At 70.1% G+C, this 19,436-nt stretch carries 18 protein-coding genes; 3 read left to right on the top strand and 15 right to left on the bottom strand.

Annotated elements, in window-relative coordinates; genetic code table 11:
- Nucleotides 1-15: 15 nt before the first annotated feature.
- The 11 genes from KA383_02515 to KA383_02465 all read right to left on the bottom strand — a co-directional run bounded on the left by KA383_02515 (nucleotide 16) and on the right by KA383_02465 (nucleotide 11,560).
- Nucleotides 16-1,446 carry a FliI/YscN family ATPase gene (locus KA383_02515; GenBank protein MBP7744976.1) on the bottom strand — a complete coding sequence of 477 codons (1,431 nt, stop codon included), beginning with the start codon at nucleotides 1,444-1,446 and terminating at the stop codon, nucleotides 16-18.
- On the bottom strand, nucleotides 1,443-2,168 hold the full coding sequence (locus KA383_02510; GenBank protein MBP7744975.1) for a hypothetical protein: 726 nt from the start codon (nucleotides 2,166-2,168) through the stop codon (nucleotides 1,443-1,445). Before KA383_02510 ends, KA383_02515 begins: the two co-directional genes overlap by 4 nt.
- Before the next feature lie 24 nt (nucleotides 2,169-2,192).
- On the bottom strand, nucleotides 2,193-3,230 hold the full coding sequence (gene fliG / locus KA383_02505) for a flagellar motor switch protein FliG (protein ID MBP7744974.1): 1,038 nt from the start codon (nucleotides 3,228-3,230) through the stop codon (nucleotides 2,193-2,195).
- A gap of 3 nt (nucleotides 3,231-3,233) precedes the next feature.
- A complete protein-coding gene (locus KA383_02500) occupies nucleotides 3,234-4,997 on the bottom strand; it encodes a hypothetical protein (protein ID MBP7744973.1) in 1,764 nt (587 codons plus the stop codon).
- A 101-nt stretch (nucleotides 4,998-5,098) separates the two neighbouring features.
- Entirely contained in the window at nucleotides 5,099-5,407 is a 309-nt protein-coding gene (fliE, locus tag KA383_02495; protein ID MBP7744972.1) for a flagellar hook-basal body complex protein FliE, read from the bottom strand.
- A 43-nt stretch (nucleotides 5,408-5,450) separates the two neighbouring features.
- Nucleotides 5,451-5,849: a flagellar basal body rod protein FlgC gene (gene flgC, locus KA383_02490; GenBank protein ID MBP7744971.1), complete on the bottom strand. Its 399-nt coding sequence runs from the start codon at nucleotides 5,847-5,849 to the stop codon at nucleotides 5,451-5,453.
- The gene (flgB, locus tag KA383_02485; GenBank protein ID MBP7744970.1) at nucleotides 5,846-6,283 is read right to left on the bottom strand and encodes a flagellar basal body rod protein FlgB; all 438 of its coding nucleotides are present in this window, start codon (nucleotides 6,281-6,283) and stop codon (nucleotides 5,846-5,848) included. The genes flgC and flgB overlap by 4 nt, the downstream gene beginning before the upstream one ends.
- Nucleotides 6,284-6,344: 61 nt before the next feature.
- Nucleotides 6,345-7,748, bottom strand: coding sequence for a sigma-54-dependent Fis family transcriptional regulator (locus tag KA383_02480; protein MBP7744969.1), 1,404 nt, complete (start codon nucleotides 7,746-7,748; stop codon nucleotides 6,345-6,347).
- A 14-nt stretch (nucleotides 7,749-7,762) separates the two neighbouring features.
- Entirely contained in the window at nucleotides 7,763-8,659 is an 897-nt protein-coding gene (locus KA383_02475; GenBank protein MBP7744968.1) for a hypothetical protein, read from the bottom strand.
- A gap of 37 nt (nucleotides 8,660-8,696) precedes the next feature.
- The gene (locus KA383_02470) at nucleotides 8,697-9,167 is read right to left on the bottom strand and encodes a hypothetical protein (protein MBP7744967.1); all 471 of its coding nucleotides are present in this window, start codon (nucleotides 9,165-9,167) and stop codon (nucleotides 8,697-8,699) included.
- Nucleotides 9,168-9,196: 29 nt separating this feature from the next.
- Complete coding sequence (locus KA383_02465) at nucleotides 9,197-11,560, bottom strand: tetratricopeptide repeat protein (GenBank protein MBP7744966.1); 2,364 nt, start codon at nucleotides 11,558-11,560, stop codon at nucleotides 9,197-9,199.
- A gap of 198 nt (nucleotides 11,561-11,758) precedes the next feature.
- On the opposite strand from KA383_02465, the gene KA383_02460 reads away from it, so the two are divergent.
- The 3 genes from KA383_02460 to KA383_02450 are packed head-to-tail and all read left to right on the top strand — an operon-like array spanning nucleotide 11,759 to nucleotide 14,955.
- The gene (locus tag KA383_02460; protein MBP7744965.1) at nucleotides 11,759-13,303 is read left to right on the top strand and encodes a sensor domain-containing diguanylate cyclase; all 1,545 of its coding nucleotides are present in this window, start codon (nucleotides 11,759-11,761) and stop codon (nucleotides 13,301-13,303) included.
- Between the two features lie 12 nt (nucleotides 13,304-13,315).
- Nucleotides 13,316-14,080: a ParA family protein gene (locus KA383_02455; GenBank protein ID MBP7744964.1), complete on the top strand. Its 765-nt coding sequence runs from the start codon at nucleotides 13,316-13,318 to the stop codon at nucleotides 14,078-14,080.
- Between the two features lie 56 nt (nucleotides 14,081-14,136).
- A complete protein-coding gene (locus KA383_02450) occupies nucleotides 14,137-14,955 on the top strand; it encodes a pyrroline-5-carboxylate reductase (GenBank protein ID MBP7744963.1) in 819 nt (272 codons plus the stop codon).
- Nucleotides 14,956-14,971: 16 nt separating this feature from the next.
- Here KA383_02450 and KA383_02445 read toward each other — a convergent pair whose 3' ends face one another.
- The 4 genes from KA383_02445 to KA383_02430 form a co-directional block, all read right to left on the bottom strand.
- On the bottom strand, nucleotides 14,972-15,673 hold the full coding sequence (locus KA383_02445; protein ID MBP7744962.1) for a GPP34 family phosphoprotein: 702 nt from the start codon (nucleotides 15,671-15,673) through the stop codon (nucleotides 14,972-14,974).
- A 120-nt stretch (nucleotides 15,674-15,793) separates the two neighbouring features.
- On the bottom strand, nucleotides 15,794-17,305 hold the full coding sequence (locus tag KA383_02440; protein ID MBP7744961.1) for a DNA polymerase Y family protein: 1,512 nt from the start codon (nucleotides 17,303-17,305) through the stop codon (nucleotides 15,794-15,796).
- Nucleotides 17,229-17,912, bottom strand: coding sequence for a hypothetical protein (locus tag KA383_02435; protein MBP7744960.1), 684 nt, complete (start codon nucleotides 17,910-17,912; stop codon nucleotides 17,229-17,231). The genes KA383_02440 and KA383_02435 overlap by 77 nt, the downstream gene beginning before the upstream one ends.
- 824 nt (nucleotides 17,913-18,736) lie before the next feature.
- Complete coding sequence (locus tag KA383_02430) at nucleotides 18,737-19,036, bottom strand: hypothetical protein (GenBank protein ID MBP7744959.1); 300 nt, start codon at nucleotides 19,034-19,036, stop codon at nucleotides 18,737-18,739.
- Nucleotides 19,037-19,436 lie beyond the last annotated feature (400 nt).

Below are 19,436 nucleotides of genomic sequence, written 5' to 3'. Positions count from 1 at the left end.
ATTCCTCAGGCCGCCTCAGCGCGGCTGGACCTCGGCCGGCTTGGCCGCCGCCTTCCGACTGACCGCCGCCTGCCGCGTCTTCTCCAGCAGCGCGCCAAGCTGGCAGAGGCCGTCGGACGCCTCGGCGAACGTGCAGTGCTCCGCTTGTGCCTGCGTGAGATAGGCGCTCACCGCGGCGCGCGACTGCACGGCCACGTCGTAGTCCGGGTTGGCGCCCGGCACGTACGCCCCGATGCTCACCAGGTCCTCGATGTCGTTCCAGGTCGCCAGCACCCGCCGCACCGTGCGGGCCGCCTGCTGGTGCTCGGGCGGGGTCACGTCCGGCGCCACGCGGCTGATGCTGTTGAGCACGTCCACGGCGGGGTAGTGGCCGCGGTTTGCCAGTGCCCGCGACAGCCAGATGTGGCCGTCGAGAATGCCGCGCACCGCGTCGGCGAGCGGCTCGTCCAGGTCGTCGCCCTCGACGAGCACGGTGTAGATGCCGGTGATGCTGCCCGTCGCGGTCCGCCCGGCGCGCTCCAGGAGCCGCGGCAGCAGGGCGTACACGCTCGGCGGATAGCCCTTCGCCGTGGGCGGCTCGCCGGCGGCCAGGCCGATCTGCCGCTGCGCCATCGCCATGCGGGTCAGCGAGTCCATCAGCAGCAGCACGTCGAGCCCCTGGTCGCGGAAATACTCGGCGATGGCCGTCGCGTGCAGGCAGGTCCGCACGCGCAGCGCCGGGGCCTCGTCGGACGTGCAGACCACGACGACGCTCCGCGCCAAGCCTTCCGGCCCGAGCTGCCGTGTGATGAAATCGCCCACTTCGCGGCCGCGCTCGCCCACCAGCACGACCACGTTCGCCGCGGCCTGCGTGTGGCGACAGATCATGCCCATCAGCACGCTCTTGCCCACGCCCGTGCCCGCGAAAATGCCCAGGCGCTGCCCGCGGCCCGCGGTGAGCAGCCCGTCAATCGCCCGGATCCCCAGCCCGAGCGGCTCGTCAATCGGCCGACGCAGCAGCGCGGGCGGCGCCGCGTTGTACAGCGGGTAGCGCAGGTTCAGCAGCGGCGGCGGGCGCCCGTCCAGCGGCCGGCCCTGCGCGTCGATGACCCGTCCGAGCAAATCCATGCCCACCGGCACGCGTGGCGGCCCGGACACGCAGACGACGCGATCATCCGGGGCAATGCCGGTCGCCTCGCCGAACGCCGAGAGCAGGGCCTCCGCGTCGCGCAGACCGACGACTTCGGCGGCGACGACGCCGTCGCGCCGCGTGTGGATCTCGCAGCGCGCCCCGACCGGCACGGGCAGGCCCCCGGCGCTGACGGTCAGACCGCGCACCGCCCGCACGCGCCCCACGACGCGCTCGCTGAGCAGTCCCGCAACCTCCTCCGCGACCGTGGTGAAGACGCTCGGCGCGGAACACGCCGGCGCGCTCGGCCGCGCGCGGGTGACCGTGGCCGCGCTCACGGGGTCGGCTCCGGTGTCGGGGCCGGCGGCGCCTCGGCGGACGCGCAGATCGCCGCCGCGACCCGGTCGAGCTGGCCGACAATGGAGGCGTCGATCTCGGCGGCGCGGGTCTCCAATCGGCAGCCGCCGCGCGCCACGTCCGGCTCAGGCGTCACGGTGACATGTTCCAGGCCCGCGATGTGCCCGGCGGTCGGCGAAGCCACTTCACGCAGCAGCTCGTAATCCGCGGGGTTTACGCGCAGCACCGCGTCGTCGTGGTGCTGGACCAGCTCCAGCACCGCGCGGGCATTGGCCAGCGCGGGGGCGGCGGACCGCTCCGTCAGCGTCTTGCACACGCGCCGCGCGATCGCGACGGCGAGCTCGATCAGGCCGGATTCGGCCTGCGCGAGCAGGCGGCGCTTGTCGGCTTCAACCCGGTCCAGCGCCGCGCGCAGCGCCTGCGTCAGGTGCGACAGCTCGGCCTGGGCCGTCTGCAGCGCCGCCGCCCGGGCCTCTTCCTTTGCCTGCTGCAGGCCGACGACCCGCCCTTCGGCCAGGCCCTGTTCGTAGCCGGCCCGCTGACGCTGCCGGGCCAGCTCGGCCGAGCGGACGTCGGCCTCCTGGAGCACGCGCGCCGCGTGGGCCCGCGCGCGGGCCAGGATGCGTTCCGCCTCGGACTCGACGTCCTGAAAGGAGAACGCCGAGGCGGCGGGCACGTTTTCTCGCCGGATCACACCGCCCATGGGCAGATTCTCGCGTCGCTGGCGCTAGACAATCAGTTCCTTCTCGCCGCCGCGGCCGGCGATGATGACCTCGCCGGCGTCCTCGAGGCGGCGCACCACGTCCACGATGCGCTGCTGCGCGGCCTCGACGTCGCTGATGCGCACCGGGCCCATGAACTCCATTTCCTCCTTGATGAGCTGGGCGGCGCGTTCGGACATGTTGTTGAAGACCTTGTTCTTGAGGTCCTCGCTCGCGGTCTTGAGCGCCAGGGCCAGCTCCTCGTTCTCGACCTCCTTGAGCACCGCCTGGATGCCCTTGTCGTTCACGCGGATGATGTCCTCGAAGACGAACATCAGGCGGCGGATCTGCTCGACGAGCTGCGGGTTGTCCTGCTCCAGGCCCTCGAGAATGGCCTTCTCGGTGGAGCGGCCGGCCATGTTGAGGATCTCGGCCACCGCGGCGATGCCGCCGACGCGCTCGAACCGCTCGGACACCAGGCCCGCCAGGCGCTTCTCGAGGCCGCGCTCGACCTCCTTGATGACGTCCGGGCTGGTCTGGTCCATGTTGGCGATGCGCGAAACGACCTCGATCTGCCGCTCGGTCGGCAGCGCGGAGAGAATGTCCGTGGCCATCCCGGATGGCACGTGCGACAGCACCAGCGCGATCGTCTGCGGGTGCTCCTCCTGCAGGAACGTCACCAGGTTCTCTTTCTCGGTCTTCTGCAGGAAGCTGAACGGCTGCTCGTGGACCTGGTGTTCGATGATCGCCACGACGCGGCGGGCCTCGTCGGGCGGGAGCGTCTTCTGCAGCAGGGCCCGGGCCCAGGCCATGCCGCCGGCGTCGGCGTACTGCCGCGCCAGCACGAGGTTGTAGAACTCGCGGATAACGTGCTCGCGCACCTCGGGGGCGATCGCGTCGATGGCGGCGATTTCGCGCGAGAGTTCCTCGACGCGCTCGCGATCCATATTCTTCATGATCTTGGCCGCGGTGTCCTGGCGCAGCGCGACGAGCAGCACGGCGGCCTTGCGCAGGCCGCTCAGGTCCTCGATGCTCTTGATTTCGGTGCGAAAGGCGCGGGCCATGGCTTACGTCGCCTCGTCGTGGTATTGCTCGTTGCGCTGCACCCACTGCTCGACCAGCGAGGCCACGCTCTCGGAGTCGCTCTCGACCATCTGCGCGACCTGCTCGAGCATCTTCCGCGTCTGCACCGTGGCCGGATCTACCTCCTGGGCCACCAGCATGCCCTCCGTGATCGCGGCACTCTCGATACTGGGCGCCAGCGTGGCCTCCACCGTCGGCAGGCCGCTGTCCACCGTGTGCGCGCCGCCCGCGCCGCCGCCCCGGCGTCCGCCCGCCGCGCCCGGGCGTCCGGCGACCCGCGACACGTCCTGCGCCGCTGCCCGCGCCGCCTCGATGGCCTCCTTCGGCAGCCCCAGCTCGAGCCCGAACGACTCGGCCGTGTCCGAACGCTTCGCCATCCGCAGCATCAGCCCGAGCGCCACGAGCGCCAGCAGCCCCAGCCCGGATTGCGGTCCGTAGCTCCGCACCAGGTCGAGTGTTTCGTTGAGGGTCCCCGCCTTGCTTGCCCCGGCGGCCTCGCCCGCCGTATCGTAGTAGCGCGAAATCGCGACGTTGTCCTCGACCTGCGGTTTCACCAGTTGGACCACCTGCGCCAGCAGGCGCGTCCGCTCGCGCTGGAAGACCTCTTCGATCTGAGCGTCGGTGGGCGGGTCCGCGGCCACGCCGGTGCGCCGCAACACGCCTTCGAGATAGGTGTGCGACAGGCTGATGGCCGCAGTGACCTTCTGGACCTCACCCGCGGGCGTGGCCTCCACCTTGCGCGCCAGGCCCACCTCGGTCTCGGTCTCGGACGTCTCTTCGGACTGCGTCTCGACGCTGCCGCCGCCCCCGGCCGTCAGCCCGACGTTGGCCTGCACGCCCGGCACGTCGGCCTGGCGGCCGCGGGTCGTCTCCTGGCGCGTCGTGCGCTCCGTCTTCGGGATGCCCTTGAGCGGCTGCTCCGTTTGCGTGTTGGTCGTGGTGGAATTCAGCTCGACCTGCACGCTGACCAGGGCCTTGGCGTCGGGGACCTGCTGGCGGATCTTCTCGGCGTAGCGCAGCTCCTCTTTCGCCAGCCGGCGTTCAAGCTGCGTGCCCACGTCCTGCTCGCCGTCCCAGTCGAGCGCCACGCGGCCCGTCGCGGCATCGACCACCTCAACGTTGTGCACGGGCAGGCCGCTGACCGCCCCGGACACCAGGCGGGCGGCAGCGAGGGCCAGCGGCCGCGGGACCTCGGCGTCCTGCTTCATCGTCAGCGTGACGCTGGCCGAACTGGGCGGCGGGGTGCGCGTGAACGCCTTGGCGTGCGTTCCGAGGTTCAGGAAGACACTGGCGCTCTTGACGCCGTTGAATTGCCGCAGCACCTGCTCGAGCGCCTGCTGGAGCGCGAAGGTCCAGCGGCGGTTGCTCTCCTCCATCGAGATCCACGGGTCGGATTGCTTGACGAGGTTGGAGAAGGCGGTGCTGGTGTTGGCGGGGAGCTTCTCCTGCTGCTGCAACTGGGCGATGAGCGCCTGGCGGTTCGCGGCGGCGCGCACGTAGACCCGGCTGCCGCGCAGCTCGTTGCGCTCGCCCAGCGTCTCGAGGCCGCCCCGGAGCTGCGTGATCTCCTCGGCCTGCAGGTCCTGGTCGAGCAGGGGCACCATCTCCGGGCGGGCGGCCCACTGGACCAGCCAGAGCAGGGAGATGGCCACCAGGGCCCCGCCCAGCAGCAGCGCGATCCGTTGCGACGTGTTGATGTCGCGCAGGCGCGCCACGACCTGAGCCATCGTTTTTTGGAGTGCGCCCATCCTGGTCACTCCGGGCGGACTCCGCCGCCACGCATCCTTGCACCCGGGCCGGCTCCGCCCACCCGGTCACACCCGCGCTCCGCGCGGACCCCGCCGCCGCGCTACACGCGCAGCTGCTTCAGCTCGGTGTACGCATCCACGAGCTTGTTGCGGATCTCCATCAGCAGACTGAAGGCCACCTCGGCCTTGCGGGCCGACGTCAACACCTCGGTGATGTTGTCGTTCCGCCCGGCGATCAGGTTCTGAATACCCTCGTCCGCCTCGGCCTGCATGCGATTGACCTGCTCCAGTTGCGCGCGCAGTTGCGTCGCGAAGTCCGCCGGCGCCGTTTCCCGGTCGAAGGACACCACGCCGGGGGTCGGCGACGGCCGCAGCGGCGTGAGACGCTCGGGTGAGATCGGATCCACCATATCGGTCTCCGCGCTCCCGTGGCGCCCCGGCGGGGCGCGCGCTTTACGCGAACAGGCGCAACGCCTGCTGAATCATCGTGCGCGTCACGCCGACCATCGCGGCGTTCGCCTCGTACGCCCGGCTGGCCGCCAGCGCGTCCACATACTCCATCGTGATGCTGACGTTCGGGAGTTGAACGTAGCCGCGCGGGTCCGCGTCGGCGTGCCCGGGGTCGTATTTCTCCCGGAACGGCGACGCGTCGAGCGCAACTTCGTCCACGTGGACGCCGGGCCCGCCCTGCCCGTCGCCGGTCATGAAGGTCACGAAGCGGCGCCGGTAGGGCACACAGGTGCCGTCTTCCTGGCGCGTGACCTCGGCATTGGCGATGTTGCCGGAGATCACGTCCAGTCGGACGCGCTGGGCCGTGAGGGCTGACCCGCTGATATCCAGCGCACGGATCATTCAGTCCTGCCTCGGATCGCGCGCAGCAGGTTCTGGAACTTGCCGCGCAGCAAGCTGGTCGACATTTCGTACGACATCGCGTTCCGGCTGATGTCGGTCAGGGTCTGTTCCAGCCGGGCATTGGTGCCGTCGTGAAAAAGCACGTTGGGGGCCGGTTCCGTCGCCGGACGGACACGGATTTCGCCGTCCGGTTCGGTCGCGAATTGCGCGTTGCCGCGCAGCTTCAGCCGGCGCTGCCCGTCCTGGCGGGCCGCCGCCAGGGCCTTGTGCAGCGACGCCTGGAAGGCCTTGGGATCCAGCCGCCGGGTCTGGTAGTCGGGGGTGTCGATGTTGGCGAGGTTCTCGGCCAGGACCTGCTGGCGCTGTTCCGCGAAGCGCGCCGCCAGCTCGAGGGCGTGCATGGTGCGCGAGGCTGTCAGGCGGTCAATCCACATTCCTGCCGTCCGCTACGGGCCGAGGCTCTCCAGATACAGGCAAGTCGCGTGCCGGACCGCGTCACACCATCACGGTGGCGCGGCGGCGCCGCTCCTCCTGGAACGAGCCCTCTTCCCGCCAGCGCTTGAGCTTGAGCCCCAGCGTGCGCAGCCCGATCCCCAGGGCCCGGGCGGTCCGCTCCCGGTGCCCACCGAAGCGCTCCAGCGTCCGCAGGATCAGATCGCGCTCCGCGTCGCCCAGGATTTGTCCGTCGCGATACTGCACGCCTTGCGCGGCGGCCACGGCCGTCTTGATCGGGCCGTTGAGGAACGGGGCGACCGTGGCGGCGGTGACTTCGCGGCCGGCCTCCAGCACGCAGACGCGCTCGCACAGGTTTTCGAGTTCGCGCACGTTGCCGGGCCAGCTGTACTCCTGGAGCACGCGCAACGCCTCCGCCGCGAACTTGGGTCGCTCGCGGCCTTCGCGGGCGGCGATGTGCCCGATGAAGTAGTCCATCAGCAGGGGGATATCCTCGCGCCGGTCGCGCAGCGCCGGGACTTCGATCGGCAGCACGCTCAGCCGGTAGTAGAGATCCTCGCGGAAGCGGGCCTTCGCCGCCCAGTCGCGCAGGTCACGGTTCGTCGTGGCGATGACGCGCACGTCCACGCGCCGCGTCACCGAGCTGCCGACGCGCTCGTACTCGTGCTCCTGGAGCACACGCAGCAGCTTGGCCTGCAGCGGCGGCGCGATCTCGGACACCTCGTCCAGCAGCAGCGTGCCGCCGTCCGCCAGCTCGAAGCGGCCCTTGCGCATCCGGTCCGCGCCGGTGAAAGCGCCCTTCTCGTGGCCGAACAGTTCGCTCTCCAGCAGCGTCGGCGAGAGGGCGGCGCAGTTCACGCACAACATGGGCTGGTCCGCGCGCGGCGAGGCGGCGTGGATGGCCCGGGCGATCAGCTCCTTGCCCGTGCCGCTTTCGCCGGTAATCAGCACGGTCGCGGAGCTCTGGGCCACGCGCTGGATCTTGTCGAGCACGGGCCGCATGCCGGGCGATTCGCCGACGAGCTGCCGGTCGCGGCTGAGGTCCTCGATCGTGCGGCGCAGGATCTCATTGTCGCGCACCAGGGTCCGTTCGCGGAGGGCGCGCTCGATGATGATCTCGATCTCCTGGCCGTCGAAGGGCTTCTGGATGTAGTCAAACGCGCCGAGCTTCATGGCCTCGACGGCGCTGCCGACCGAGCCGTGCGCGGTCATCAGGATCACCGGCACGTCGATCCCCATGCGGCGCATCTCGCGCAGCAGGCCCACGCCATCCAGCCCGGGCATGCGCAGATCGGTGAGCACCACGTCAAACGACTGCTGCTTGATCATGGTGAGCGCTTCCTGGGCGTTTTCGAATGCGAGCACCTTGTGGTCGCGGGCCGCCAGGGTCGCTTCGAGCGAGTCCCGCATCATCGCCTGGTCGTCAATTACGCAGATGCATGCCATGGGGCCTCCTTGGCCTACGCGGCGCTAAACTGCCGTGCTGTCGTATCCGGTTCTTCCGCCATCTCTGTCGCCGCCGCACGCGGCAGCGTGATCACGAACTCCGCCCCGCCCGCCGGCCGGTTGCCGGCCGTCAGGCGCCCGCCGTACGCGTCAATCAGGCGGTGTGCAATCGTCAGTCCCAGACCCGTCCCGTGTTGCTTGGTGGTGAAGAAGGGGTCGAAGATGCGGTGCCGGATTTCCTCCGGCAGCCCGGGCCCCTCGTCGCGCACGCCCAGCGCGACTTCCGTGTCCGTCGTGGCCGCGGCGCGCAGCTCGACGGTGCGCCCGGCCGGCGAAGCCTCAGCCGCGTTGACCACCAGGTTGATCAGCACGCGCTGCAGGCCGTCGGGGTCGGCCCGCACCGCGAGGGTGTCGTCGGCGCAGTCCAGCACCAGGTCCACGCGGCACGCCGTCAGCGTTTTCAGCGTCGCGTCGCGCACCCGCGCGAAGATCTCCGCCAGCCGGCACGCGGCCAGCTTGCGATCGCGCGGCACGAGCGCGAGCGTGTCCTGCACGACGGCCTCGATGGCCTGGATGCCGGCGTCGATTTTCTCGATGAGCTGGAGCGCGGGCGCCAGCTTGTGGGTCGCGCACTGGTTGCGCAGCAGCCCGCTGTAGAGCTGGATCGCCCCGAGCGGATTGCGCACCTCGTGCGCCACGCCGGCCGCCAGCTCGCCCAGCGCCGCCAGCCGGCGGCGCAGCTCCAGCTCGCGGTCCTTGCCCGCCAGCTCCGCCCGCAGCCGGACGACCTCCTGCTGCAGGGCCTGGTGCGTATGCTGCAGGCGGCCCGTGACGTCCATGTACTCGCGCAGGATCTCGGACAAGCCACCCCCGCTCGCGGTGGCGGTCAGGCTGTCATGCGCATCCGACATCGTTCACTCCGTCAGGTCTCGCGCGGGCCGCACCGCGTCAGCCCGTGATATCCGCCGCCGCGGGTCCCGCGCCCGCGCCGCCCTGGCGCGCGTAGGCGGCGTTCACGCTCCGCCCGCCCGTCGTGCTGGCGATGTCGAGCGCCGTGGCCTGCTTGCGGGCCGACAGCAGCGCGCCGTCTTCCTGGTCGGTGCGCAGGATCACCCGCAGCAATCCGTTGATCTCCTGCAGCAGCCCTGAAGCCTGCGCGCGGCGCTCATCCGGCAGCGCGGAGTACATCGCGTCCCAGTTGCGGCGGAACGGCGACAACTGGTCGTTCAGCCGCGCCAGCGAAGTCACGAGGTCCTGCCGATCGCGCAGGATGTGCAGCAGGAGTTCCGGGCGGTCGCCCGCGATCATCGAGCGCTGCTTGTCGCTCAACTCGCGCAGCTTCAGGTACAGATCGCGCTGTTGCTCGAGCAGGGCAATCAGCCGGTTCGGATCCAGTTGGCTGGTGAGGGTGGTGCTCATACGCTTGCTCCTCTGCGGAACACGGGCCGTCACGGTCGGGCGGCAAACACGGTCTGAAACAGGTCCGACGACGAAAGCACGGAGAGGAACTGCTCCCACTCGGCCCGGCTCCCGCCGTTGAGTCGCGTGAAAGCCTCGGCCGGAATGCTGCGCAGCAGCCAGCGGGCCCGCTCCACCGCCCGGGCGGCCTCGGTCACGTCGCCCAGGCGCAATAGCGTGTTGGCCGCCTGGACTTGCGCGGTGAGCGCCGCGGGCTCGGTGTCGTAGCGGGCCGCGGCGGCGCGATAGACGGCCAGCGCCGCCTGCAGCGTGTCCGGGTCGTTCAGCTCGAACAGACAATCCCCCCGGTAGAACAGGGCCAGCCGCGCATACAGGCGGAGCGCCGCGTCCGGACGGGCCACGGTGCCCAGATCGCCCAGCAGCTCGTCAAACAGATCCGCGGCGCGCTGGAAGCGCTGCCGGCTCTCCGCGGCCACCGCCAGGCTGGGCTCGCTGGCCGGCGGCCGGTCGCGCAGCACGTACGCGCTGCGCCGGTGCGCGTCGGCCAGCATGAACCGCGCGCGGTACTGCTCCGGATCCTCGGGATACAGCGCCAGGAAGTCCTGCAGCCGGCCGATGGCCTCGGCGAACCGCTCCTGGTGGTAAACCAACTCGCACAACGCCAGCAGCGCGTCGCGGTACACGGCCGCACTCGGCGCGACGCTGCCGTCGGCGAGCAGGTTGGTGAGCGTCTGCTCGGCGACCGGGAAATGCTCCACCCCCAGCGATACCAGGACCCCCGCCTGCAGCACCTTGGCGCGCGCCGCCTCCTCCAGCCGCGGGTACTCGTCAATCACGCGCTGGTACCAGGTCAGCGCCCCGTCGACGTCGCCGAACATGTCGTACGCGCGGGCCATTTGCAGGACGGCCCGCGGCATCGCCGGGTGGTTAGTCCGCCCAGCGATGAATTGCCGCAGCATGCGCTGCATGTCGTGGACCCGCCCCGCCCGGTCGTACTCGTTCGCCGCGTTCCACAACAGCGCCGCCAGGCGCGTCTCGTCGAAACGGGCCCGCTGGGCCGCACGCTCCAGGTAGTGCCCAGCCTGCCCGCAGTCGCGGCGCCGCACGTCTGGATCGCTTTCCGCTGCCGCCGCGGCCTGATATTCGCGGCCCAACTGCTCGAACAGTTCCAGTTGCCTCTCCGGGTCCGTGTCCGGCGTCAGCGCGGCTGCCAGCGTCAGATAGTCGAGCGTCGCCGGCCGGTTGCGAGCGGACTGCTGCGCGAAGGCGAGCTGCGTGACAGCCTGCTGGAGCTCGGTGAGCGCCCGCTGATGACGCGCGGGGGCGCGCCGGGCCTCATCCACGGCCACCTGGAACGCGGCCAGCGCCTCGGAATGCTGTTCGAGCGCGGCCAGCGCCAGTCCGCGCCCGGTGTGCACGGCGATCCGCAGCTCCGGACCCGGGTGAAACTCCAGGGCTTCGTCGAACGCCACCAGCGCATCGGCCGGCTGGCGCTGCGCCAGGGCAATCCGCCCCGCGAGCCAACTGTTCAGGCTGGGCAGGTGCGCGAGCCCATCCAGCTCCTGACTGGCCCGGCGACCGCGCTTCAGCCACGTGTCCACCCAGCGCATCATCGGGCCGGCCTCTTCCGGGCGGCCCTCATGCAGCGCCACGCACGCCCAGAGGTAGTCCAGGTAGCCCTTGAGATCCGAGTTCTTCAGCCCGTCACCGTACGCGGTGAGCAACTCCCGCGCCCGGGCGGGGTCGTCGCCCGCGAGCGCGTCGCTCACCGCCGTGTGCAGCGCCCACCATTGCTGGGCCGCGCTGACGTCATCCTCGCGCAGCACGTCCTCCAGCACCGCCGTGCGTTGTTTCGGGTCGCCGACGAGCAGTTCGACCAGTGCCCGCCGTGCCGTCCAGCGATCCTTCGCCCGCAGCCCGGCGGCCAGGGCGGCCTGCAGCCCGGCGCTGGCCGCGTCGTTTTCGCCGAGCCACTGCCGCGCCAGCGCGGCGCGCAGCAGCTTCTCCGGCGCGGTCGGCACGCCCAGGGCCTGCGCCGCGCGATCATGCTCCAGCAGCCGGCGGGCGTTTTCCGCGCGGTGCGTGGCCTGATCACGCTCGGCCCGAAACAGCAACTCCGCCACGCGGTCGTGCAACGCGGCGCGCTGCTCGGGCGGCAGGGGCGGCTTCAGCTCCAGCAGATTGGCGGCGGCGTTGGCGGCCGCGGTCACGCCGGAGGTTTCCTCGAGTACGGTGAGGTCGGTCAGAACGGTCTGCAGGTCGACTTGGGGGGGCTGCGGTCTGGCGCGGTAGAGCGCGAACCCGACCGCCGCCGCCGCCACCAGCGCGAGCGGAATCTGCCAGCGGCCGGCCAGCAGTTCGCCGAGCGAGTTGAACATCCGCGGCTTGCTCATCCTGAGCGTTGCACCTGCATCCTGCACGTTCAGCGCGGCTGCGGCGCGACGCCGCAGCGCCCCTTCCTATCGGTCGATTCCTGCCGGTCGGCACATCAAAATTGCGCTTCCCCGCCGCGGGCGAGACCGCGCGCGGACTACAGTTATTTGCTGCCGGCCCCCGATAAAGCGCATTGGTAAGCGCAAAGTGGAACTGCGATGCCCGGACGACACACGGATGTGCTGCTGATCACCGACGACCGGTCGTTCCGGGCCGCGGTGGCCCGCCGCCGTCCCCCGCGCTGCCTGCTCCAATGCCTTGGCTCGGATGAAGTTGCGCAGTGCGGCCCGTTGGAGGTCGCGCAGGTCTGGATCGACCTGGACACGACCCCCGGCACCGCCGCCCCCACCGCCCGGCAGCGCGTCTACTTCCATTCATTCCAACAACCGCTCCCAGGCGGGCTCGCCGCGGGCCGCTTCATCCGCAAACCCTGCTCGCCGGCCGTGCTCGAGGTCCTCTGGGCCGGCGTGCCGGCATCGACACCCGGCGCGCCGCTGATGGTCGGCCCGAGCGGTGGCCGCCCGCTGCCGGCGTGGCTGCTCGAGTTTCTCGAACTCGACCTGAAGGCGTTGTGCCGCCAGTGCGTGAGTAGCCTGCCGCCGCGCCTGGGCTACCGTGACGCCTCACTGTACCTGCGCGGCCCCGGCCAGGACGTGCTGACACTGGCCGAAACTACACACACACGCCCCATTGATCTGACCGTGCGCCTGGACGCAGTGCAGACCAGCTTGATGGCGGCGGTCGCCCGCACGGGGCATATCCTCCGCACGGACCGTGCGGGCGCGCAACGCGCCAGTCACGGTATCAACCGGGACGTGCCGCGACCGTACCCGGACGAGGCTTGCCTGGTCGCGCCGCTGCAAAGCGCGGGCCGCCTGTGGGGGGTGCTCTGCTTCAGTGGCTGTGCCCGCACGATCCAGACCGAGGTCGGCCTGCCGCTGGAGGAGATTCTGGCCTTCCTCGGCCGGGCCGTGCACCACGCCTGCGCCTTCGAGCAATCACGACTCGAAGCCCGCGTGGACAGCCTGACCGGCCTGTTCAACCAGCGCTGGATGATGGAAGCGCTGGAGAAGGAAATCCACCGCGCCGAGCGCTTCGGCGCCACGCTCTCCATCCTCATGCTCGATCTCGACGGCCTGAAGGCCGTGAACGACCGCGCCGGTCACGCCGCCGGCGACTGCCTCTTGCGGCACCTGGCCGGGCGGATCAGCGGCGTGCTGCGGCAGTTCGACGGCGCGGCCCGCGTCGGCGGCGACGAGTTCATCATTATGCTGCCCGCCACCGATTTGCAGGGCGCGCAACAGGTCGCCCGGCGGCTGCTGGATTCGATCCACGAGGACGCGGCGCAGTACCAGGACACGCCGCTGCCGATTGCCGCCAGCATCGGCGCGGCTGAATGGTGCCGCGGATGGGACGCGCGACAACTCATCGACGCCGCCGATCGGGCGATGTACGCCGCCAAGCAGCAGGGGCGCGACAAGTTCGTCTGCCACACGCCGGAGAGTCCGCCGCCACCGCAGGCCACGATCCGGCTGGGCGCAGCGCCCGCCGGCGAGCTGCGGGCCCCGGGCGCGACGCGCTTCACGGAGCACCTGCCGCGCACGGCGGAGCCGCCGATCGCGCCCGCGTGCAGTGGACCTGAACCGCATGTCGTAGAAGCGGCGCCGCGTAGTGCCGCGGCGCCACCTGCAACCAGACATTAGGGACCGGGCGGCATGTTTGTCGCAGTTGTAAACAGCAAGGGCGGCGTGGGGAAGTCCACGATTGCCGTCCACGCCGCCGTCTGGTTGCGCGAGCGCGGGGTCCGGTTGGCGGTGGTCGACGCCGACGCCCAGGCGAGCACGTCTGAGTGGCTGGCGCAGGCCGCGCCGGGCCTGCGCATCGAGCGCTGCGAGACGGTCGCCCAGCTGAATGAGCGCCTGCCGCGGCTCAGTGCGGTCTACGACGTCGTGCTCGCGGATGGGCCGGCGGCACTGAGCGCGGAGACGGTGGTGCTGGCGGCGGCCGCCGACCTGGTGCTGCTGCCGATCGGGCCGTCGATGATGGATGTGCGCGCCTCGTATCGCACGGCGCGGATGCTCTACAACCTCCGGCTGCGCGTGCATCGTACGGAGCGTCCCCAGGTCGTGACGATCCTGAACCGCGTGCAGCCGCGCACGCGCCTGGCCCAGATCGCGATGGAGGCCGTCGGCAAATACGGGTTCCCACTGGCGCGGACGTGCCTCTGTCTCCGACAGGCCTATGCCGAAGCCTGCGGCAAGGGCACCGTAGTCTGGAAGCTGGGCGACAGCGGCCGGCGCGCGGCGATCGAGATTCGGCGGCTGTTTGACGACGTGCTGACCGTGGTGCCGCGGACGTTGCCGGCCAGTGCCGTCGTCATGCCGAACACTCCCGTCAACCCGCTGGTACCCGCGTCCCCCGCCCCGACGCCGCCGGCCACGCCCGTAACGCCCGTCGCGGCAGCGCGACCCGGTGAGTAGATCGCAGTGGCGTGGCCGGCGGGAGCGGGCCGCGGGGTTTATGCGAGGAGCGCACCGTGCCCACGCAGTATGAGATCGGAGTCATCGGGGCGGGCAATGCCGCCGAGGGCATCGTCCACGGCATCCTCCGCAACAGCATCCTGCTGGAGGACCGCATCATCGCCTCGGACCCGAACCCACAGCGCCGCCAGCTTTTTGAGCAGCGCTTTCACATTACAACCACCGACGACAATCGCCACCTGGTGCGCGAGAGTTACATCATTCTGCTGGCCGTCAAGCCGCAGCAGTATCGCGACGCTGTGCACGATTTCGCGAACCTGGTCCGCGAGGATCACTTGGTCGTGTCGATCATGGCGGGCGTCTCCACGCGGTCGCTGGAGGAGTGTTTTCCGCAGATCAAGGCCCGCGTGGTGCGCACCATGCCGAACCTGGCGTCGCACGTCGGGGCCGGCATGGCGGGCGTGTGTGCCGGGCGCTACGCCAGCGAGGCCGACCTGCTGCGCGCGCAACGGATCTTCGATGCTGGCGGCAAGAGCGTGCACATCACCGACGAGGCTCTCATGGACGCCGTCACGGCCGTCTCGGGGACCGGACCGGCCTACTACTACTTTTTCACGGAAGCGCTCATGGAGGCGGCGAAGCGCATCGGACTCTCGCCGCACTATGCGAGCCTGCTGGCGAAACAGACCGCGCTTGGCGCGGCACGCATGATGCTCGAGTCCGGTGAGGCCCCCGGCACACTGCGCGAAAAGGTAACTTCGCCGGGCGGCACCACGGCGGCCGCGCTCGCGTCCATGCGCGACAGCCAGGTCTTTGAGCACATCATCGCCGGCGTTGAGGCCGCCTTTCACCGCAGCCGCGAGCTGGGGGCGTAGCACCCGCTACGGGATCTCAACTCGTCGACGCTGCCGTGGCCGCGATTACCGCGGCGGCCATCGCCGCCTGGGCGGCGGCGCGGGCGGCCTGCACCGCGGCGCGGACCGCGCGGCTGGAATAGTCGCCGGCGGCCACGGCCTTGATCCGCGCGCGGCGCTCGCGCAGCCGCTTTTTCTCAAACACGATCGGCAACAGATGCCCGCTGTCCGCGAGCGCGACCAGCGCGGCCGTACGGGCGTCAACCTGCTGCGTATCGCTGAAGATCGCCCGGTCGAGGCGGCTGATGATGCGCTGCTCGTAGCGGTGATCGCGCTCGGGGTAGCGCCGGCGCGTGAAGATCCACAGGATGCGGTCCTCGGTCTCGTGCAGCACGCCGCGGCGGCACAGCCCGGCCGCGACGCGGTGCCGCAGGCGGCGCAGGTTGGCGAAACGCGCAACCCAGGTCTCGGCTTTCGCCCGGCGTTTTGCGTCGCGCAGGCGCGTCAGGCAGTCGTCGAGCACGGGTTCACCCAGCAGCGCGGGTTCCACAACGGTGACAAACCGGCGTTTTTCGTCGGCGATGGTCACGCGCTCCGCCAGCAGCAGTTCGGCGAGCAGGGCCCCTCCCAGCGCGAACTGGTACATGCCGGCGCGGTGATCCACCGTACCCTTCTCATCGCGCAGCAGCAGAAGCAGCAACTCTTCTTGCAGGCATAGTTCGCTGTCGCGTGCGGTCATGCGGCTTCTCCTCGCGGTTGGGGCGCCGTTGGGCACCGGGCCATGTGCAGTAGAGCATAAGCGCGGCAGGCCGCCCATTAGAAACCACACGCCATGTTGGAACCGCCGCGCCGCGGTTTTTTACGCGAACACGCCGTGCAGGAACCACTGCCCTTCGATCAGGGCGCGGAAAATCCAGAATTGCGCGCCGGTCTCCGCCGTCACGCGAAAATAGTCGCGGCGCATGTCCGGGCCACGCCACCACGCCGTTTCCAGCCGCTCCGGACCCCGGGCGCTAGCCACCCGGTATTCGCGCCCCGAATACCAGAACCACGTCGGCGGCCCGTCGGGCACCAGCGCAATCACGCGAATCGGCACCGGCCGCGCAAATAGGCACACCGGCCGGGCCGGAACATACGCATACGTCTCCTCCGTACCCGCCTCCGCCGCACAACCTGCCTCGGCCACCGACACATACCGAAACGCCCTCTCCGGCTGATGATCATCCAGCAACCGCGGCCGCACCACCGCGTCATACCCCAGACGCCCGACGACGCGATCCACCAGGCAACCGAGGGCCTCGTCATCGTCCGGCGTGCACGGCTCGAACAGCCCGATCTGCCCGGCGGTCCAGCGCGACGTCTCGCGAGCCACCAGGCGCAGGCCGGTTACGCCGGGCGCCAGATCCACCGACTCCAGGCGCTGGTGCAGCAGCTTCCCGACATGCTCCGGCACGCGCGATGCCCGCGCCAGCCCGATGGTGACCACGCGCGGCGGGATGCGCTCGCCATACAGCACGCACACCAGCCGCCGCAGCGCCAGCTCCCGTCGGCGCAACTGCGTGAACAGCTCCGCCAGCAGCCGCTCGACCGCCCACGCGACTGCCTGTCCGTCCGTGACCGGTGCCTCGAACGGCAGCGCCGCGCTCGGCACTTCTTCCGGGCGATACGGCGAGACCGGCTCCGGCGCCTCGCCCAGCGCCTGCTGCAAACGCAACACGAGCCGGGCACCAAAGCGGGCCGGCAACGACGCACGCGGCAACATCAGCAGATCGCCGACGCTGCGGACGCCGAGCGCGTCCAGACGCGCGACGACCCGCGGCTCAATGCGCAACACCGCCGGCGGCAACGGCGCCAAGCAGGCGCTCAACTGCCCCGCGGGCGCAATCTGAATCGCCGTACCGCCCGCCGCCGCCAGCGCATACGCGGCGCCGACCGTGTCGGCGATCGCCGCCCGCGCCTGAAAACCGTAGCACGCCAGGCCCGCCACGGCCTGACGCGCAATGTTCTCTTCTCCTCCGAAGAGCAACTGACATCCGGTGATGTCGAGCAGCAGCGTGTCCGGCGGCATGGGCTCGACCAGCGGACTGAACCGCAACGCCCACTGCGCCAAACGCACCAGCGCCTGCTGATCGCGCTGCGGCTCGTATGGCCGAACCGCCAGCTCGGGCACGATGGCCTGTGCCTGCCCGAGCGAAAGCCCCGGCCGCAGGCCAAGCTGCCGGGCGCGCGGACACACATCTTCCACAACCAGCGACGAGCCGCTGGGCCGCGTCAGCACCAACGGGCGCGCGGGCTCATCCGCTGGCCCGACGGAGCGGCGCGCCCGCTCCGTCGGCAGATACGGCATGTACAGGCACAACATCCGCCGCATCCGGCAACTCCACGATCGACGCACCCCCCGGTCGTCCCTCCCGCAACTTGAGTACGGTAGCCCGCTGACAGCGGCCGGCGCCCGCGCCGACCAGCGCCTCCAACCGCACACGGCTGGCGGCAAAAGTCGGCCCGCCGGACGCGTCCCGGCGAATCAGCAGACCGAGGCCCCTGCCCGCTTCGGCTGCCAGTTGCAGGCGTCGCGAGGTGTAGGCGTCGAGCGTGCGCAGCGGGAGCACGACAGCGGCGACGGCGCGACAACGCAACGTCTGCTCGCCAACCCAGAGGGCATCCGCCGCCCGTGTCGCACGCACGATCAACAGCCGCCCCAGTGGCACGCCCAGTTGGGCGACGCCGGGCGGGTAAAGATCACCCCGCGTATCGATATACACGATCCACTTGTGGTCGCCGGCGGCGCGGGTCGCGGCCCGTAAAGCCACGGAACAGGCCGCCACGCCGTCGTCGACCGCGATCAATTCATGTACGGCGGCCAGCGCGAACCCGCCGCCCAGCGCTGCATCGAGCGCCGGCAAGCCGCTCGGACAATGCGCCGGCGGCCCATGCCCGCGCTGCTGCAAGCGTCGAATCTGCTCGGCCAGTTGCGCCAAGCGCGGATTCCGCGGCGTCCAAGCTGCAAACTCGCCAGCCCTTATTTCTTCCAGCGGGAGGGAGGAGCAACCCCTTTCCCCTCCGACCAGGGGAGCAGGGCGCGAGCATGCCCCTATCCTTCCCAGGGGGAGGGCAGGGTGGGGGTGTAACGCCCCGCCGCTCAACCCTCCCCCTGCCCCCTCCCCACAAGGGAGGAGGGTATCACTCAGCGCGCGGTGGACCTCCCGACCATCGCCGCCGGAATGTCGCTCGTGAAAACACGACCCACCGGGAGGCTCGCCCGCCACAGGAGTCGCTTTCAGAACCCCTCCCTCTCTTAAGGGGAGAGAAGGACACGGATAAACCCCTCCCCCTCTGAGGGGGAGGGTAGGGTGGGGGTGAAACGCCCGGTCTTGCAGCGCCCGATCTTTCGACCCTTCCCCTGCCGCCTCCCTGTGAGGGAGGGGAGTGTCATCGTGGGTGTTGCCAGCGCACGCATCCACACTCAAAACGGTCAGGGCCCCCGCCTCCGCCGATCCCGCCTTCGACCTCACCCCCAACTCCGGCCGGCAAACACCGGCAAGGTGGGTGGCCCGGCGTGTGGTGGTGGTAGTTGGCGCGCACACGCCGGGCGCGATCGGCAGGATGTCTGTTACGAGCGAGAGCATCTTCCGTTCCCACTGATGATGCGGTCGCGTGAGTCCCGCACCAGATACCTAATATTAACCTAACTTTTGGCGGCCGTCAAGCGAATTTGAGATTTCCGCCCCGCCCCCAAAAACGCGCGGGATCCGCGAACTTGCGCTCGCGGATCCCGCGCTGGCCCAACCCTTGCTTCGTCGGGTTACTGCATGATGTACTCGTCCCAGCCGGCGTTCACGTTGTCGTACACGTCCTGCCGGTAGTCGATGACGCTCTGGATCGTGGCAGTCGGATCGTACAGCGTCGAGTCCGGGTAGGTGTCCCAGCCGCCGGTATCCCAACCACCCGTGTCCCACAGGTCCGTCCCGCCGAGGTTGCTCAGCGTGCCGACCGTGTTCAGCAGGCTCGTCAGGCCCAGGTCGCACCCGCACGCCGCCACCAGCACCGCCGCCATCGCACTCACCACCGCCATCCGCCGCATCGTGTTTCCCAGAGCTTTCATGTCCGATCTCCTGATTTCCTGATTTCCTTATGGGCTTGATTCCGTGTCACCCATCACCAACTCCTAGCGGCCGGCGGGGGAGTTCTGACAAGAAGCGCGGCCGCCGCGCGAGGACGAGGGTTTGGCGGAGCTACGCGGTGATAAGGTGATAACGTGATAAGGTGATAAAGGGTGGTGCCGTGGGGCCACCAGAACCCAAGCGGCAGCGCCGGGTCCGCGCAGCGCTGGTCGTGGGCGAACTCAGACTGCGCCCTCTCCAAAGCCGGTTGTGTTGAACCCGTGTTTGGGAGAATATGGAAGTCTGCGTCTGACCCAACCTGTCCATGCGTCGGCCGGCTGGGCGCACGCGAGGCACGTACAGCCGTCAACGAGGGACCTCAACTTGCAGCCTGATACGCAA

The organism is Phycisphaerae bacterium, assembly GCA_017999985.1.
In the GTDB taxonomy this organism is placed as follows: Bacteria; Planctomycetota; Phycisphaerae; order UBA1845; family Fen-1342; genus JAGNKU01.
This window is presented reverse-complemented; position numbering and strand designations above follow the sequence as displayed.

Excerpts from the sequence above, each read along its gene's own strand:
- KA383_02510 (MBP7744975.1), bottom strand. The coding sequence starts at position 2,168 with ATGGGCGGTGTGATCCGGCGAGAAAACGTGCCCGCCGCCTCGGCGTTC.
- fliG (MBP7744974.1), bottom strand. The coding sequence starts at position 3,230 with ATGGCCCGCGCCTTTCGCACCGAAATCAAGAGCATCGAGGACCTGAGC.
- KA383_02500 (MBP7744973.1), bottom strand. The coding sequence starts at position 4,997 with ATGGGCGCACTCCAAAAAACGATGGCTCAGGTCGTGGCGCGCCTGCGC.
- fliE (MBP7744972.1), bottom strand. The coding sequence starts at position 5,407 with ATGGTGGATCCGATCTCACCCGAGCGTCTCACGCCGCTGCGGCCGTCG.
- flgC (MBP7744971.1), bottom strand. The coding sequence starts at position 5,849 with ATGATCCGTGCGCTGGATATCAGCGGGTCAGCCCTCACGGCCCAGCGC.
- flgB (MBP7744970.1), bottom strand. The coding sequence starts at position 6,283 with ATGTGGATTGACCGCCTGACAGCCTCGCGCACCATGCACGCCCTCGAG.
- KA383_02480 (MBP7744969.1), bottom strand. The coding sequence starts at position 7,748 with ATGGCATGCATCTGCGTAATTGACGACCAGGCGATGATGCGGGACTCG.
- KA383_02475 (MBP7744968.1), bottom strand. The coding sequence starts at position 8,659 with ATGTCGGATGCGCATGACAGCCTGACCGCCACCGCGAGCGGGGGTGGC.
- KA383_02470 (MBP7744967.1), bottom strand. The coding sequence starts at position 9,167 with ATGAGCACCACCCTCACCAGCCAACTGGATCCGAACCGGCTGATTGCC.
- KA383_02465 (MBP7744966.1), bottom strand. The coding sequence starts at position 11,560 with ATGAGCAAGCCGCGGATGTTCAACTCGCTCGGCGAACTGCTGGCCGGC.
- KA383_02460 (MBP7744965.1), top strand. The coding sequence starts at position 11,759 with ATGCCCGGACGACACACGGATGTGCTGCTGATCACCGACGACCGGTCG.
- KA383_02455 (MBP7744964.1), top strand. The coding sequence starts at position 13,316 with ATGTTTGTCGCAGTTGTAAACAGCAAGGGCGGCGTGGGGAAGTCCACG.
- KA383_02445 (MBP7744962.1), bottom strand. The coding sequence starts at position 15,673 with ATGACCGCACGCGACAGCGAACTATGCCTGCAAGAAGAGTTGCTGCTT.
- KA383_02440 (MBP7744961.1), bottom strand. The coding sequence starts at position 17,305 with ATGCGGCGGATGTTGTGCCTGTACATGCCGTATCTGCCGACGGAGCGG.
- KA383_02430 (MBP7744959.1), bottom strand. The coding sequence starts at position 19,036 with ATGAAAGCTCTGGGAAACACGATGCGGCGGATGGCGGTGGTGAGTGCG.